General features: G+C 67.6%; 14 protein-coding genes. 11 read left to right on the top strand and 3 right to left on the bottom strand.

From position 1 onward, the window contains the following. Positions 1 to 34: 34 nt before the first annotated feature. The gene (locus ACWDXS_RS15720; protein WP_378988974.1) at positions 35 to 664 is read right to left on the bottom strand and encodes a TetR/AcrR family transcriptional regulator; all 630 of its coding nucleotides are present in this window, start codon (positions 662 to 664) and stop codon (positions 35 to 37) included. A gap of 82 nt (positions 665 to 746) precedes the next feature. Here ACWDXS_RS15720 and ACWDXS_RS15715 point away from each other — a divergent pair, with 82 nt between their 5' ends. The 6 genes from ACWDXS_RS15715 (at position 747) to ACWDXS_RS15690 (ending at position 8027) form a co-directional block, all read left to right on the top strand. Next, positions 747 to 2237, top strand: a complete 1491-nt coding sequence (locus ACWDXS_RS15715; RefSeq protein ID WP_449966144.1) for a flavin-containing monooxygenase — start codon at positions 747 to 749, stop codon at positions 2235 to 2237. A gap of 143 nt (positions 2238 to 2380) precedes the next feature. Beyond that, entirely contained in the window at positions 2381 to 2722 is a 342-nt protein-coding gene (gene yajC, locus ACWDXS_RS15710; RefSeq protein ID WP_449966142.1) for a preprotein translocase subunit YajC, read from the top strand. A gap of 98 nt (positions 2723 to 2820) precedes the next feature. Then, on the top strand, positions 2821 to 4518 hold the full coding sequence (gene secD / locus ACWDXS_RS15705; RefSeq protein ID WP_449966139.1) for a protein translocase subunit SecD: 1698 nt from the start codon (positions 2821 to 2823) through the stop codon (positions 4516 to 4518). Then, positions 4515 to 5693 carry a protein translocase subunit SecF gene (gene secF / locus ACWDXS_RS15700; protein ID WP_378988978.1) on the top strand — a complete coding sequence of 393 codons (1179 nt, stop codon included), beginning with the start codon at positions 4515 to 4517 and terminating at the stop codon, positions 5691 to 5693. Before secD ends, secF begins: the two co-directional genes overlap by 4 nt. Positions 5694 to 5718: 25 nt before the next feature. Further along, the gene (locus ACWDXS_RS15695) at positions 5719 to 7431 is read left to right on the top strand and encodes an ABC transporter substrate-binding protein (protein WP_378988979.1); all 1713 of its coding nucleotides are present in this window, start codon (positions 5719 to 5721) and stop codon (positions 7429 to 7431) included. A 23-nt stretch (positions 7432 to 7454) separates the two neighbouring features. Further along, entirely contained in the window at positions 7455 to 8027 is a 573-nt protein-coding gene (locus tag ACWDXS_RS15690; RefSeq protein WP_378626917.1) for an adenine phosphoribosyltransferase, read from the top strand. 1 nt (position 8028) lies between these two features. Here the strand turns inward: ACWDXS_RS15690 and ACWDXS_RS15685 are convergent, their stop codons facing one another. Further along, a complete protein-coding gene (locus ACWDXS_RS15685) occupies positions 8029 to 8637 on the bottom strand; it encodes a GNAT family N-acetyltransferase (RefSeq protein ID WP_449966134.1) in 609 nt (202 codons plus the stop codon). 235 nt (positions 8638 to 8872) lie between these two features. Here ACWDXS_RS15685 and ACWDXS_RS15680 point away from each other — a divergent pair, with 235 nt between their 5' ends. Continuing rightward, positions 8873 to 10543, top strand: coding sequence for an ABC-F family ATP-binding cassette domain-containing protein (locus ACWDXS_RS15680; RefSeq protein WP_449966131.1), 1671 nt, complete (start codon positions 8873 to 8875; stop codon positions 10541 to 10543). Here the strand turns inward: ACWDXS_RS15680 and ACWDXS_RS15675 are convergent. Next, positions 10461 to 10904, bottom strand: coding sequence for a nuclear transport factor 2 family protein (locus ACWDXS_RS15675; protein ID WP_378626922.1), 444 nt, complete (start codon positions 10902 to 10904; stop codon positions 10461 to 10463). The genes ACWDXS_RS15680 and ACWDXS_RS15675 overlap by 83 nt on opposite strands. A gap of 92 nt (positions 10905 to 10996) precedes the next feature. Here ACWDXS_RS15675 and ACWDXS_RS15670 point away from each other — a divergent pair, with 92 nt between their 5' ends. From ACWDXS_RS15670 to ACWDXS_RS15655, 4 genes are all read left to right on the top strand, one after another. Then, a complete protein-coding gene (locus ACWDXS_RS15670; protein WP_387442779.1) occupies positions 10997 to 11515 on the top strand; it encodes a winged helix-turn-helix transcriptional regulator in 519 nt (172 codons plus the stop codon). A gap of 92 nt (positions 11516 to 11607) precedes the next feature. Next, positions 11608 to 12555 (top strand): hypothetical protein, encoded by a 948-nt coding sequence (locus tag ACWDXS_RS15665; RefSeq protein WP_387444439.1) that lies wholly within the window; start codon positions 11608 to 11610, stop codon positions 12553 to 12555. Beyond that, positions 12552 to 13868, top strand: a complete 1317-nt coding sequence (locus ACWDXS_RS15660; RefSeq protein WP_449966127.1) for an adenylosuccinate synthetase — start codon at positions 12552 to 12554, stop codon at positions 13866 to 13868. Before ACWDXS_RS15665 ends, ACWDXS_RS15660 begins: the two co-directional genes overlap by 4 nt. Positions 13869 to 13936: 68 nt before the next feature. Next, positions 13937 to 14566, top strand: coding sequence for an NUDIX hydrolase (locus ACWDXS_RS15655; protein ID WP_449966124.1), 630 nt, complete (start codon positions 13937 to 13939; stop codon positions 14564 to 14566). The last annotated feature ends 138 nt before the right edge of the window (positions 14567 to 14704 follow it).

Raw genomic sequence — 14704 nt, 5'->3', positions numbered from 1 at the left:
TCTCAGGATTGCCCTTCTATCCCACGGCTTTTCGTTATCGGGCAGCGGCGCGCACGCCATCGATGAACAGCCGCCGCACGGCGTGACTGTACACCGACATCGATGCCGGATCAGGGGTTCGCATCCCCGCCACCAGCCCGGCGACGATCATGCCGAGTGCCGCCTTGGCGGTATTGGCGGTATCGATATCGGCGCGCAGGTAGCCGACGCGCACACCGTGATCGAGGTAGCGCGCCATGAGGATCTCGGTGGCGTCGACGAGGCCGTACACCCGGTCGGTGAGCTCGTCGTCGATGCCGGTGGCGTGGAACAGCAACAGGTGCGCGGTGCGCGGATCGTCGAGCAGGACGCGGTTGAGTGAATCGCTGAGCCGGTCGATCAGTGCGGCGTATTCCTCGATGGTGGCGGCGCTTTCGGGCTCCATGTCGTTATCGAGCGTGCCGAAGATGCGCCCGCTCACCTCGTCGATGACATGGTCGATGATGTCGCGCTTGTTCGCGAAGTAGCGGTAGAAGGTGCCGTGTCCGATGCCAAGACGCGTGGCGATATCGGCGATTCCGGTGGCGTGATAGCCCTTCTCGGCGAAGCAGTCGAACGCGGTATCGATGATCTCCCTGCGCAATTCGGCTTTGCGCTGGTCGATTCGCGAGGGTGGCTTCGTCACATTGACGATGTTACATTCGATGTAATCAGAATGACGTGTCATTCTGAGACTGGAGCATTCTCTCTCAGTGTGGAGGTTCGGCGTGGTACCTCAGTTCGACGCGGTCGTGGTCGGAGCGGGTTTCGGTGGCATCGGTGCCGGTATCGAGCTCGACCGGCTCGGGTTGCGCGATTTCGTCATCCTGGAACGGGAGGACGACCTGGGCGGCACCTGGCATGTGAACAGGTATCCGGGTCTGGCGGTCGACATCGCCTCGGTGACCTATTCCTATTCCTTCGAGCCGAATCCGCGCTGGACCCGCTTGTTCGCGCCCGGCGCCGAGCTGAAGAAATACGCCGAGCACGTGGCCGACAAATACGATCTGCGCAGGCGGATGCGGTTCGGCACCGTCGTCGACGGTGCGCGCTGGGACGCGGAGCACCAGCAGTGGGTGGTGACGATCGTCGGCGGTGAGACGCTGACCGCGCGCTATCTGCTCGCGGCGACAGGGTTCCTGTCCCAGCCCTACACGCCGCCGTTCCCCGGCATCGAGTCCTTCGCGGGCAAGATCATCCACACCACCGACTGGGACGCCGATTACGACCTGACCGGTCGCAAGGCCGCCATCATCGGCACCGGCGCCACCGCGGTGCAGCTGGTGCCCGAGGTCGCGAAGAAGGTCGACGAGCTGACCGTGTTCCAGCGGACCCCGATCTGGGTGGTGCCCAAGGTCGACGCGCCGATTCCGGGGGTGGTGCGGGAACTGTTCGACAAGGTCCCGCTCACGCAGAAGGCGGCTCGGCTCGTCAACACCGGCATGCTCGAGGCGCTGATGGTTGTCGGCGTGCTGCACTACAAGCAGGCCAAACCGCTGAACCGGGCGGCCGCCGCGCTGGCCAAGGCGCACCTGTTCGCACAGGTGCGTGATCCCGGGACCCGGGAGAAGCTCACCCCGCACTACGACTTCGGCTGCAAGCGCCCGACGTTCTCCAACACCTACTTCAAGACGTTCAACCAACCGCACGTGCGGCTGGAGACGAACTCGATCGACCACGTGGAACCCGACGGCATCGTCACCGCCGACGGCCACAAAACCGAGATCGACACCTTGCTGCTGGCCACCGGCTTCAACCTCTGGGACGTGAACTTCCCGGCCATCGAGATCATCGGCCGCGACGGTGTGAACCTCGGAAAGTTCTGGCGCGACAACCGTTTTCAGGCCTATGAGGGCATCACCGTGCCCAAGTTCCCCAACTTCCTGAGTCTCAACAGTCCCTACTCCTACAGCGGGCTGTCGTACTTCACCACCATCGAAGCCCAGATGAAGCACATGGGCAGGTTGTTCGCCGAGCTGTTCCGTCGTGGCGAGCAGACCTTCGAGGTCACCGAAGAAGCCAACGCGGAATTCCTCGACCGGATGACCGACAAGCTGGGTTCCTCGGTCTTCTACGGCGGTGACTGCTCATCCGCGCGCAGCTACTACTTCAACCAGCACGGGGAAGCGGCACTGCTGCGCCCGACCAGCACCGCCGCCGCGCACCGCGAGGCCGTCACCTTCCCCCTCGACGATTACACCTACGGCAGCATCGCCTGAACACTCTCGGCCCCGGTTCGCGCACCCGCGGACCGGGGCTGTTTCACGCGCGCGTCGGTGTCCGGTGTGTCGCCGCGGCGGGGAACTGGCAGACTGTCAGGCGTACTTGCACGTCCACCACTGACTAGGGACTGACTTCGACGATGGACTTCCTGTTTCCGCTGCTGATCCTGGCCCTGCTCGTGCCGATGTTCTTCGGTATCCGCAAACAGAAGCGGGAGGCCGAGAAGGTCTCGACGATGCAGGAGGCCTTGAAGGTCGGTGACGCTGTCGTCACCACCTCGGGTCTGTACGGCACCGTCGTCGACCTCGACGAGAACACCGTCGACCTGGAGATCGCCGAAGACGTGGTCACCACGTGGCTGCGCCAGGCGATCCGCGAGGTGCGCGCCGACGAGCAGACGGTCGAGGAGACCCCCGAGGCCACCGACGCCCCCGTCGAGGAAGTCGTGGAACAGACCGAGACCCGGCTGACCAAGGACTGACCAGTCCCTTTTCCCGCCCGGGCGCACTGGCGTTGCGGGCCGGGCACCGTTGTGCCCACCGATCCAGCCTCGACTTCCCGCCTAGGAGATGACCTGCTGTGCCACCTTCCCAAGGATCGGCGCATCCGTTCCGGCTGCTCGGCGTCTACGCCGCGCTGCTGGCCGTGATCTACGCGCTGGTGTTCTTCACCGGTGACCATTCCCCGTCGGCCAAGCTCGGCATCGACCTGCAGGGCGGTACCCGCGTCACGTTGACCGCGCGGACCCCCGACGGCAACAAGCCGAGCCAGGACAGCCTGAAGAAGGCGCAGGAGATCATCGAGAGCCGCGTCAACGGTCTCGGCGTCTCCGGCTCCGAGGTGGTCATCGACGGTGACAACCTGGTCATCACGGTGCCCGGTGAGGACAGCCAGCAGGCACGCGCGCTGGCCACCACCGCCAAGCTCTACATCCGCCCGGTGCTGTTCGCGACCGAGCCGCAGGCAGGCGGCGCGGCCCCGCCTGCGACCGGCACCGCGCCACCGGGTGGCACCGCGCCCCCCGCGGCCACGGAGACGCCGGCGCCCGTGCCCGGCGAGTCGACCCCGCCCGCCGAGGGCGCGACGACCCCGGCGCCGCAGTCGCGGGTGTTCCCCGCGCAGGCACCGCCGACGCCGACGCCGCCGCCCGGTGGGCTCACCACCCAGCAGCAGCAGGCCAAGGAGATCGCCGACGCCAAGGCACTGCGTCAGAGCACCGATCAGCAGGTTCAGCAGGTCGCCGTGGCCGCCATGGACTGCACCAAGCCCGACCCGCTGACCGGTAACGACGATCCGACGCTGCCGCTGGTCACCTGCTCGCAGGACGGCACCGAGGTGTTCCTGCTCGGCCCGAGCCGCATCGACGGCCAGGAGATCGCCGACGCGACCTCCGGCCTGAACTCCCAGCAGGCCCGGCACGAGGTGAACCTCGAGTTCAAGTCCTCCGGTGCCGATGCCTGGTCGAAGCTGACCGGTGAGTACGTCAACAAGCGGGTCGCGTTCGTGCTCGACTCGAAGGTCGTGAGCGCGCCGCAGGTGCAGCAGGGCCCGCAGCTGGGTGGTCGTACCTCGATCTCGGGCAGCTTCACCGCCGACAGCGCGGCCGAGCTGGCCAACACGCTGAAGTACGGTTCGCTGCCGCTGTCGTTCCAGACCTCCGAAGCGGAGACGGTCTCGGCGACGCTGGGTCTGTCCTCGCTGAAGGCGGGTCTGCTGGCCGGCGCCGTCGGCCTGATCGCGGTGCTGCTGTACTGCCTGCTCGTGTACCGGATGCTCGGCCTGCTGGCCGGGTTCTCGCTGATCGCGGCCGGTGTCGCGGTCTACGGCATCATCGTGCTGCTCGGGCGGTGGATCGGGTTCACCCTCGACCTCGCGGGTATCGCCGGTCTGATCATCGGTATCGGTTTGACGGCCGACTCGTTCGTGGTGTTCTTCGAACGCATCAAGGACGAGATGCGCGAAGGCCGCAGCTTCCGCTCGGCGGTGCCGCGCGGTTGGCAGCGAGCCCAGCGCACCAACCTGTCCGGTAAGACGGTCAGCTTGATCGCCTCGGTCGTGCTGTACCTGCTCGCCGCCGGTCAGGTGAAGGGCTTCGCCTTCACCCTCGGTGTCACCACAGTGCTCGACGTGATCGTGCTGTACCTGGTCACCGCACCGCTGCTGATGCTCGCCTCGCGATCGCCGTTCTGGGCCAAGCCGTCGGTGAACGGACTCGGCTCGGTTCAGCAGATCGCCAGGGAACGCGGCCAGGCCAGGTCGAAGGAGATGTCACGATGAGCAACGACAAACCCACCGAGGAATCGGTGAACCTGGACTCCTACGAGCCCACGCAGGGTCCGAAGCACGGATTCTTCGAACGTCTCTACACCGGCACCGGCGGCTTCCCCATCGTCAGCAGGCGCAAGTTCTTCTACGCGCTGTCGGCGGTGCTGCTGCTGATCTCGCTGCTCAGCATCGGGGTGCGCGGTTTCACCCTCGGTATCGACTTCGAGGGCGGCTCGCGTATCCAGATCCCCGCGGCCGAGGGCGTCACCACCCAGGAGGTGGAAGACGTCTACTCGCAGGCGCTCGGCCACGGACCGGTATCGGTGCAGAAGGTCGGCTCCGGGGACGCGGCCACCATCCAGGTGCGTTCGGAAACGCTCGACCTGGAACAGATCGACCAGCTCCAGACCGCGCTCTACGACGAATTCCAGCCCAAGGACTCGTCCGGGCAGGTGAGCCGCAACGCCATCAGCATCGCCGAGATCAGCGAGACCTGGGGCGGGCAGATCACCCAGAAGGCGTTGATCGCGCTGGCGGTGTTCGTGCTGTTGACGATGGTCTACATCGCCATCCGTTTCGAGCGGGACATGTCCGTCGCGGCGATCGTGTCGCTGTTCTTCAACCTGTTCGTGACGGCGGGTATCTACTCGCTGGTCGGGTTCGAGGTGACACCGGCCGCGGTGATCGGTCTGCTCACGATTCTGGGCTACGTGCTCTACGACAACGTGGTGGTCTTCGACAAGGTCGAGGAGAACACCCGTGGCGTGCTGCACCTGAACAAACGCACCTACGCCGAACAGGCCAACCTGGCCGCCAACCAGACGCTGATGCGCTCGATCAGCACCACCGTGATCGGCATCCTGCCGATCATCGGCATGCTGGTGATCGCGGTGTGGTTGCTCGGGGTCGGCACGCTCAAGGACCTCGCGCTGGTGCAGCTGGTCGGCATGATCGTCGGCGCCTACTCCTCGATCTTCCTCGCCGTGCCGGTGCTGGTCTCGATCAAGGAACGCTGGGGTCCGGTGGCCGCGCACACCAAGAAGGTCCTGGACAAGCGCGCCGGTGTCGGTGCGGGCGCTCGGGTTCCGGTGGGCGCGACGGCTGCCCGTGGCGCACGACCGACCGGCAGCGGTGCGCCGCGGCCGGGGTCGCGTCCGAGTGGGAAGCGGCAGCAGAGAAGGCACTGACGACCGACTAGCAGGGGGTCTCATCATGCGACGCAGCACGATTCGACTGATCACCGTGCTCGCCACGGCGGCTGTGACCACCTCCGTGGTGGCCGGGTGCTCGACCAAGAACCAGGTGCCCTCCATCGGGTACGCGGTCGACGCCGCGGTCGCCAGCTACAACGGCGCGAGCACGCTCGGCGCGAGCAGCGGCGCCGCGGCGGTGTTCGGCCGGGTGCTGACCGGGTTCTTCTACACCGGACCCGACGGTCAGCAGGTGGCCGACACCGACGTCGGCACAGCCAAGGAAGTGCCGGGCGAGACGCAGACGGTGCAGTACCGGCTCAACCCGGACGGGGTGTACTCCGACGGGGTGAAGACCTCCTGCGACGATCTGGTGCTGGCGTGGTCGGCGCGCTCGGGCAAGTTCACCCGCCCCGGCGACCGTGGGCCCGTCTCGTTGTTCGACGCCGCGAGCACCGTGGGCTACGACGAGATCGAACGGATCGACTGTCAGCCCGGGTCCAAGGACGCCACCGTGGTGTTCCGGCCGGGCAAGCACTACCTGCCGTGGCGGACGCTGTTCACCGCGGCCGAGGTGATGCCCGCCCATGTGGTGGCGCAGGCGGTGGGTGTGCCGAACGTGGTGAACGCCCTGCAGACCGGCGACGGTGCGGTGATCGGCCGGATCGCCGACTTCTGGAACACCGGCTGGACCGTGAAGGCCGGGGGGCTCGACCTGACGAAGTTCCCGTCGTCGGGGCCGTATCGGATCGAATCCTTCAGCGCGAAGGACGGTCTGGTGCTGGTCGCCAATGAGAAGTGGTGGGGTGACGCGCCCGAGACGAAGCGGATCGTGGTGTGGCCCAAGGGCACCGACTTCGCCGCCAAGGCGAAGGAGAACGCGCTCGGGGTCGTCGATCTCGGGGCCGGGTCGGTCGCGGATCTGAAGCTCGACGGTTTCGACGAGCGGACGGTGGCGAGCCGTAGCGCCGAGCAGCTCGTGCTCGCCACCGGTGGGGTGTTCTCACGGGTGGAGGTGCGCCGGGCGTTCGCACAGTGTGTGCCGCGCCAGGCCTTGTTCGACACGCTGGGTAAAGCGGGTGAGCCCGCGCCGCACGGCCTCGGCGCGGGAGTGCTGAACGCCCATGTGGTACAGCAGGATTCGCTGTACTACCCCGCGGTGACCGGAGGTGCGGACCGGTATCGCGGCGCCGACATCCCCGCGGCCACCGCGACGTTGGCGTCCTCCGGCACGGCGCAGCCGACGGTGCGGATCGGGTATCAGGGTCCCGATGCCCGCCGTGCGCAGACCGTGGCGATGATCGCCGAGACCTGCCGTGGCGCGGGCATCACCGTGGTCGACGCGGGTTCGCCCGACTTCACCCCGGTGAAGCTCCCCGAGGGCGCGGTCGACGCGGTCCTCGGCGGAACCGGCGCGGTGCCGGGGCCCGCGGGATCGAGCGAGGGCGCTGCCGCGTTCGCCGCGTTGCGGGCAGGTAGCGGCCTCGATTTCGGTGGCTTCGCTAACGGTCGCTACGATGCGATCACCGATCAGCTTGCGGGCGAAGCCAACTCGACCGCGACGCTGAACCTGCTGACCGAGGCCGAGAACCTGCTGTGGGCGCAGCTACCGAGCATTCCGTTGTTCGCGACGCCGCGCATCATCGCGTTCGGTAACGGGATGCAGAACGGGATCGCCGGGCCGACACAGGCCGGTACCGGCTGGAACATGGATCGCTGGGTGTTGCAGCGATGAGCGCACGTGATGAAAGAGGGTTGATGAGCAAGCACGCGGTGGTCGAGTCCGACGATCAGGCCAGTGAGCGCACCGCCGAGGCGGCCGCCGCGGTCACCCGGCTGACCCGCTGGCACGACGACTTCCCCACGCCGGGTGTGCGTTTCGCCGATCTCACTCCCGTGTTCGCCGACGCCGTGGGCTTCCGCGCGGTCATCGACTGCTTCGCCGCCATCGCCCCCGACGCCGACCTCGTGGCAGGCGTCGACGCGCGTGGCTTCCTGCTCGGAGCGGGCGTCGCCGCGACGCTCGGCACCGGCGTGCTCGCCATCCGCAAGGGCGGCAAGCTCCCGCCGCCGGTCGTCTCACGCGAGTACAAGCTCGAATACGGTTCCGCCGCACTGGAAATCCCCGCCGACGGCGTGGACCTCGAGGGCAAGCGGATTCTGTTGCTCGACGACGTCCTCGCCACCGGCGGCACTCTCGCCGCCGCGGCCGCCCTGTTCAAGGAGGTCGGCGCCGAGGTGGTGGCCGCCGCCGTGGTGATGGAACTCGAGTTCCTGAAGGGCCGCGAGCACCAGGGTGACTACCCGGTGAGCTCGATCGTCAAGATCTGACTCAGCGCGCTGCCCGCAGCATCGGCCACAGCATCGGGCCGCCCGGCACCTGCAATTCGCCGGTCACGACGAAGCCGAAGCGTTCGTAGTACGGGACGTTGACCGGGTTGCTCGATTCCAGATAGGCGACAGCGTGCTCGGCGTCGACGCGGTCGAGCCGGCTGTGGAGCAGGGCGCTCCCGTAACCTCCGCCTCGGACATCGGGGGCGGAGCCGAGCATCGCCAGATACCAGTGTGGTTCGGTCGGATGGTTCTTCTTCAGCAGGTCACCCACCTGTTTGCCGGCCAGGGTGCGGCGGCCGAACGCGCGCCAGATACCGGGCAGCGTGCGAAGTTCGGTCAGGGGTGACGGGTTCTGACGGTGCGGTGGGGTCCACAGGGCCACGCCGCCCACCGTGTCGTCGGGGCGCAGCGCGAGGTCGGAGGCATCCGCCGGTAGGAAGAGGTGGCGCGCCATCGTGGCGAAGAACCGGGGCAGGCCGGCGGCTCGACGATCCGGATCCGGCAGGATCCAGCTCATCACCGGGTCGCGCTGGAACGCCGCGGCCAGCGTCTGGGCCACCGCGCCGACATCGTGCCGGGCCGCCTTGCGCACCACAATCGTCGCCATCGCACTCCTTCGATCCGGGGTCGCCCACGAAGATGGCGACTCGCGTCCAGGCTAGCTTTTCCATGACGGGCCTCACAGGAGGAGAAAAAGGGGTGGCGCGTCGGGGTAGCTCGGTGTTATCAATGAAGGGTCTTGTTCCCGGCGATCGGAGCCACGCGTTGATTTCTTGAGGTAGCGCTCTCGGACGGTCCGCATTCTGCGCACCGTGTTTCCGTCGCACCTCCAGGGGATCCGCATGACCTCTCTTTCCTTGTCCGATCTCACCTTTCACTGGCCGGATGGCACCGCTGTCTTCGACGGGCTCGATGCTGTCGTCGGCCCCGGTCAGATCGGTCTCGTCGGCAGCAACGGGGCCGGCAAATCGACGCTGTTGCGGCTGGTCGCCGGTGAACTGAAGCCGGTGCGTGGGTCGATCTCCGTGCCGGGCAGTCTCGGCTATCTCCGGCAGGACCTGGGCATGCAGACCGGTCAGCGGGTGGACGCGGTGCTCGGTATCGCCGAGGTACGCGGCGCGCTGCACCGCATCGAGAGCGGCGCCGGCGAGCCCGCCGACTTCGACACGGTCGGCATGTCCTGGCAGATCGAGGACGAGGCTGTCGCACTGCTCGGCAAGCTCGGTCTCGACTACGTCGCCACCTCGGTCGACGACCTCGACCGCACCCTGGACACCCTCTCCGGTGGCGAAACCGTGCTGCTCGGCCTGGTCGCCGAACTACTGCGCGAACCCGACGTGCTGCTGCTCGACGAACCGACCAACAACCTCGACGCGGTCGCCCGCGGGCGGCTCTACGAGGTGATCCGGCAGTTCGCGGGCACCGTGATCGTGGTCAGCCACGATCGCGAACTGCTCGATCGGATGGACGGCATCGCCGAACTGCGCGCGGGCGAAATCCGCTCCTTCGGTGGTGGTTTCAGTGACTACGAGCGGATCATCGAGGCCGAGCAGGAAGCGGCGCGCGCCGCCGTTCGCGATGCGCGCAGCGATGTGCGCAAGCAGGCGCGCGAACTCGTCGACGCCCGAACGAAACTGGACCGGCGGGCGCGCTTCGCACAGAAGATGCAGGACAACAAGCGGGTACCGAAAATCGTCGCGGGACTGCGCAAGAACGCCTCGGAGGTATCGGCGGGCAAACTGCGCAACTCCCATATCGACAAACTCGACTCTGCCCGCGAAACCCTTGATCAGGCCGAGGAATTGGTGCGCGCGGACCGGGAGATCCGCGTCGAGCTCCCCGGCACCCGGCTGTATCCGGGACAGGATGTGCTCGACCTACAGCGGGTCGAGCTGGCCAACGGTCCGGTGGTCGACCTGCGCGTGAGCGGACCGGAGCGGATCGCGGTGACCGGCCGCAACGGCGCGGGCAAAACCACCCTGCTGCGTCGGATCGTCGCCGAGGGACCGAAGGTTTCGTGGCGGTTGTTGCCGCAGCGACTCGATGTCTTCGACGAAACGCGAACGGTGTTCGAGAATGTCGCCGCCGCGGCACCGCACGCGACACCGGAACAGATCCGCGGTCAGCTCGCGCGCTTCCTGTTCCGCGGCGCCGACGCCGACATCGCGGCCGCCGCCCTCTCGGGCGGTGAACGACTGCGCGCCGCCCTGGCCACCCTGCTGCTCGCCGAACCGGCTCCCCGGCTGCTGATGCTCGATGAGCCCACCAACAACCTCGACCTGCCCAGCCTGGCTCATCTGACCCAGGCACTGGCGAGTTTCGAGGGTGCGCTGATCGTGGTGAGCCACGACGAACGCTTCCTCGACGACATCGGGGTCACCCGCAGGCTCGAGCTCACCCCGGACGGCCTGGCCGAAGACGGTCCGGTGGCTACCGCCCAGAACTCGCGGCCCGGCGCACCGCTCCCGGATACCGGAGCAGATTCGGGCCCAACCACACCGCCACGGCGGTGAGCGCGAGCCAGGGACGCAAGTGTGGGCGCATGCGCCGGATGCGGCCGTCGGAATCGAGGTCGAGCACCATCGCCTCGGTCATCCGGAAAGGCCCGAACCTGGCTTCGCCCAACAGGACTCGGGTGTCGCCGGTGCCGAGTGTGTCGGTCCATCGCAGATCGCTGACCGCGCGATAGACGAGGGTGAGCAACGGGGCGAGGTCGGTTCGGCCACGGAAGACGAGCCGCCCCGACACCGGTGAGATGAGCTCGGCATCGTCGGTCAAGGTGTCGAGCAGGGCGGGGATGTCGTTGTCGGTGGTCGCGCGCCGGAATCGGGCGACCGAATCGGTGGACACCGGATCGGCAAGGGCGTCGGGCATGGGAAATACACCTTCCTCTGTGGCGAATCCTTCAGGTGCCTCCCGACCGTAACCAGCTGACTTGCAAAAAGCAATGGACTATCCTGAGTGCTATGGCAAAAGTGGACCTCGCCGATATCGCGTGCTCGATCGCCCGTACCGTCGGCATCGTGGGGGAGCGGTGGACTCCCCTGATCCTGCGCGACCTGTTCCTCGGCATCAGCCGCTTCGAGGACCTGCGTCGAGACCTCGGCATCGCGTCCAATGTGCTGACCGATCGTCTTCGTACCCTGTGCGACCACGAGATCGTGGAAACCAGGGTGTACCAGGAGAACCCGACCCGCACCGAGTACGTCCTCACCGACCGCGGTCGCGATCTCTACCCGATCCTGACCATGCTGCTGGCGTGGGGAGATCGCTGGCTTGCCGGTGAGGACGGGCCGCCGCTGTCGGTGGTTCACCGCGACTGCGGTCACGTGACCGAGGGTGTCGTCGTCTGTCGAGCCTGCGCCGCTCCGCTCACCTCGGACAATGTCACCTGGCATGCCGGTCCGGGCGGTAGGCCCGGTCCCGGTGCCGTTCTCGTCGCCTCGCGCTTGACGCCTCTGCCGGACGGCACTGCCTCCTGCTGATCGGCTCCGGCGAATTCGCCCCGGCGCCTTGACGATCGTTGTTTTAGTTGAATAGACTAAAACAACGATCAAGGCGAGAGGGCGTGGTTCGGATGGGGTACGGGAACTGGGATGACACCGCCTACCGGGCGGGCAAGACGTATCGGGCGCGGCAGGGGGTGGACGATTTCGGGTACACGGCCGAGATGCGGGCGAAGCCGTATGACACGTGGTGCGCGCATCCGCTGCTCGATCCCTTCGGGGTCGGCACGCGCGAGTGCCGGGACTCGGCCGAGCACGGGAACTCACTGCCGGTGGCCGTGCTGTTCGATGTGACCGGGTCGATGGGCCGGGTGCCACGCATCATGCAGGACAAGCTGGGAAAGCTGCACGGGCTGCTGAAGAACAAGGGGTACGCGCAGGACCCGCAGGTCCTGTTCGGCGCGATCGGCGACGCCGACACCGACCGGGTGCCGTTGCAGGTCGGGCAGTTCGAATCCGACAACCGGATGGACGAACAGCTGCGGGCGATCCTGCTCGAAGGCGGCGGGGGCGGGCAGAAGTCCGAAAGCTATGAACTGGCCGCTTATTTCGTCGCCGAGCATGTCGCGACGGACGCATGGGACAAGCGCGGCAAGAAGGGATACCTGTTCCTGATCGGCGACGAGCTGAACAAGCCTCGCCTGGCCGCCCGGCACATCAGGGCGGTGATCGGCGACCATGTGCGCCGCGACGTGTCCGTCGAGTCGATCTATCGCGAACTCGAGCGGCGCTGGCACGTGTACTACATCCTGCCGAATCAGTCGTCGTACTACCGGGATCCGGACATCGCCGAACACTGGCGGGCGTTGCTCGGGCAGAACTTCCTGAAACTCGACGACCCCGGCGCGGTCTGCGAACTGATCGCGCTGACCATCGGATTGGGCGAGGACCGGGTCGATCTCGACACCGGTCTGGCCGATCTGCGCGACGTCGGATCGAGTGACGAGGCCGATGCGGTCGGGCGAGCGCTCGGCTCGAAGCCCGGCCAGGCACCGCGCGCGCTGCCGCCGGGGCGATGAGCCAGGTGTTCGGTGACAGGCACCTCGTCGTCGTCGATCTGGGCTTCGGTGACGCGGGCAAGGGCGCCACGGTCGACTGGTTGTGCTCGCCCGAGGCCGATCTCGGGGTGGCGGCCGTGGTGCGGTTCAACGGCGGTGCGCAGGCCGCGCACAACGTCGTGGCCGACGGTCGCCACCACACCTTCGCGCAATTCGGATCGGGGACTTTCTCGGGGGTTCCGACGCTGCTGTCGCGGCACATGCTGGTCGAGCCGATCGCGCTCGCCGCCGAGTCCGAACAGGTGGCGGCGCTCGGTGTGCACGACCCGCTCGGCCTGCTCGCCATCGACGGCCGCGCCCTGCTGACCACGCCGATCCACATCGCGGCGAACCGTGCGCGCGAGGACGCGAGGGGTACTTCGCGGCACGGTTCCTGCGGCCGCGGTATCGGTGAAACAGCCTGGTACGCACTGGAGAACGACGCGCCGAGCGTTGCCGACTGCCGGGCTCCTGCCGTGCTGCGCGCCAAACTGGATCGGCTCGCGGCGCACTACGAGGACCTCATCGGCCCCAGCGCGCACGGGTACGAATCGATCGATGCCCTGGTGGCGATGTACGGCGATTTCGCGCGAGCCGTCCGCATCACCGGTGCGGAGGAACTCGCCCGGATCGCGCACGGTGGCCGATTGGTGTTCGAGGGCGCGCAGGGTGTGTTACTCGACGAGTGGCGCGGCCTGCACCCGCACACCACCTGGTCGACGGTCGAGCCACGCAACGCCCGCGCCATGATCCGCGACATCGGCGGATCCGCCGCGGTTCTCGGCGTGACCCGCACCTATATGACCCGGCACGGCGCGGGTCCGCTGCCGACCGAAGCGCCGCTCGGTTTTCCCGAACCGCACAACGGCACCGGGCACTATCAGGGTGCGTTTCGGCAGGGACACCTGGATCCGATCCTGCTGCGCTACGCCGTCGATGTGTGCGGCGGGATCGACGGGCTGGTTGTCAACCACCTCGACATGCCCGGAACCCTCTGCGCCGCAGAGGCATACGAGACGCCGGCGGGCAGATCGGCCGAACTGGTCCCCGGCCGGTGGCGTGATCTCGATCACCAGCAGCGGCTCACCGGTCAACTCCTCGCTGCGACACCGATTCTCGTGCCGATCGACACCGACCCGGCAGCGTGGCTGGCCGAGCGGTTGCGGGTACCGGTGGTGCTGACCGGGCACGGCCCGGATCGGCGCGACCGCGCTGTCGCGGCTTCGGTCGCCGACCGGAGGGAGCGGACCGCTGATGTCGGTGGGCAGGGAAGAATCGGAGCATCCGTACCGTGAACCGCGGTACCGGCCGGTGACAACGTACTGCGCCCGGAGCAGAGCAGCTCGAGGCAGGATGGGATGACGTGGAGCAATCCGTTGTGTCGATCGATGTGGTGACCCTGCGGTGCTGGGATGCCGACAGTGGCGTCCGGATCGGCATCGCCCCCCGCGAGTTCGAGCCGTTCACCGGCGAACTCGCGCTACCGGGTGTGCTACTCGGCCGCGGCGAACGTCTCGTCGACGCGGCCCGGCGCGCCGTCCACACCAAACTCGGGGTGCCACCCGCGGCGGTCGGCGCGGTCGGCCAGCTCGTCACGTTCGACGAACCACACCGCGACCCGCGCGGGCCGACGCTGGCCATCGCGATGTGGGCGGTGGTCGCCGAGCACGAGGGACCCGCCGAGTGGGTGGGCTTCGACGAGGTCCCGCCGCTGGCGTTCGACCACAATCGCATCGTCGATACCAGTCGTGCGTTGCTGGCCGGACTTCTGTGGAAGGACCCGACGCTCACCCGGGCACTGGCGGGCACCGAGTTCCCCGCCACCCGCGCGGTCGATCTCAGTACCTCCCTCCACGGCACTCGTCCCGACCCGGCCAACCTCAACCGCACGCTCGCCGCGATTCCAGGGCTCGGCCGGACCGGTGAACGTCGCCGGGTGAAAGCCACCGGGCGGCCTGCTGTGGTGTGGGCGTTCGACGTCGACGGACACTGAGCCCCGGCGACCGGATTGCCGACTCTCGCTCGGTGTCGGCATCGGTGAGATCGCCTGCCTGCGGCAGTATTTCGGCGTGCGCGCCGAGGCGGCGGAACTCGCCTCGCCCGTTCGCGGGATGTTCAGCGAGGCGTCCGA

This window comes from Nocardia sp. NPDC003183, assembly GCF_053590715.1.
This window is presented reverse-complemented; position numbering and strand designations above follow the sequence as displayed.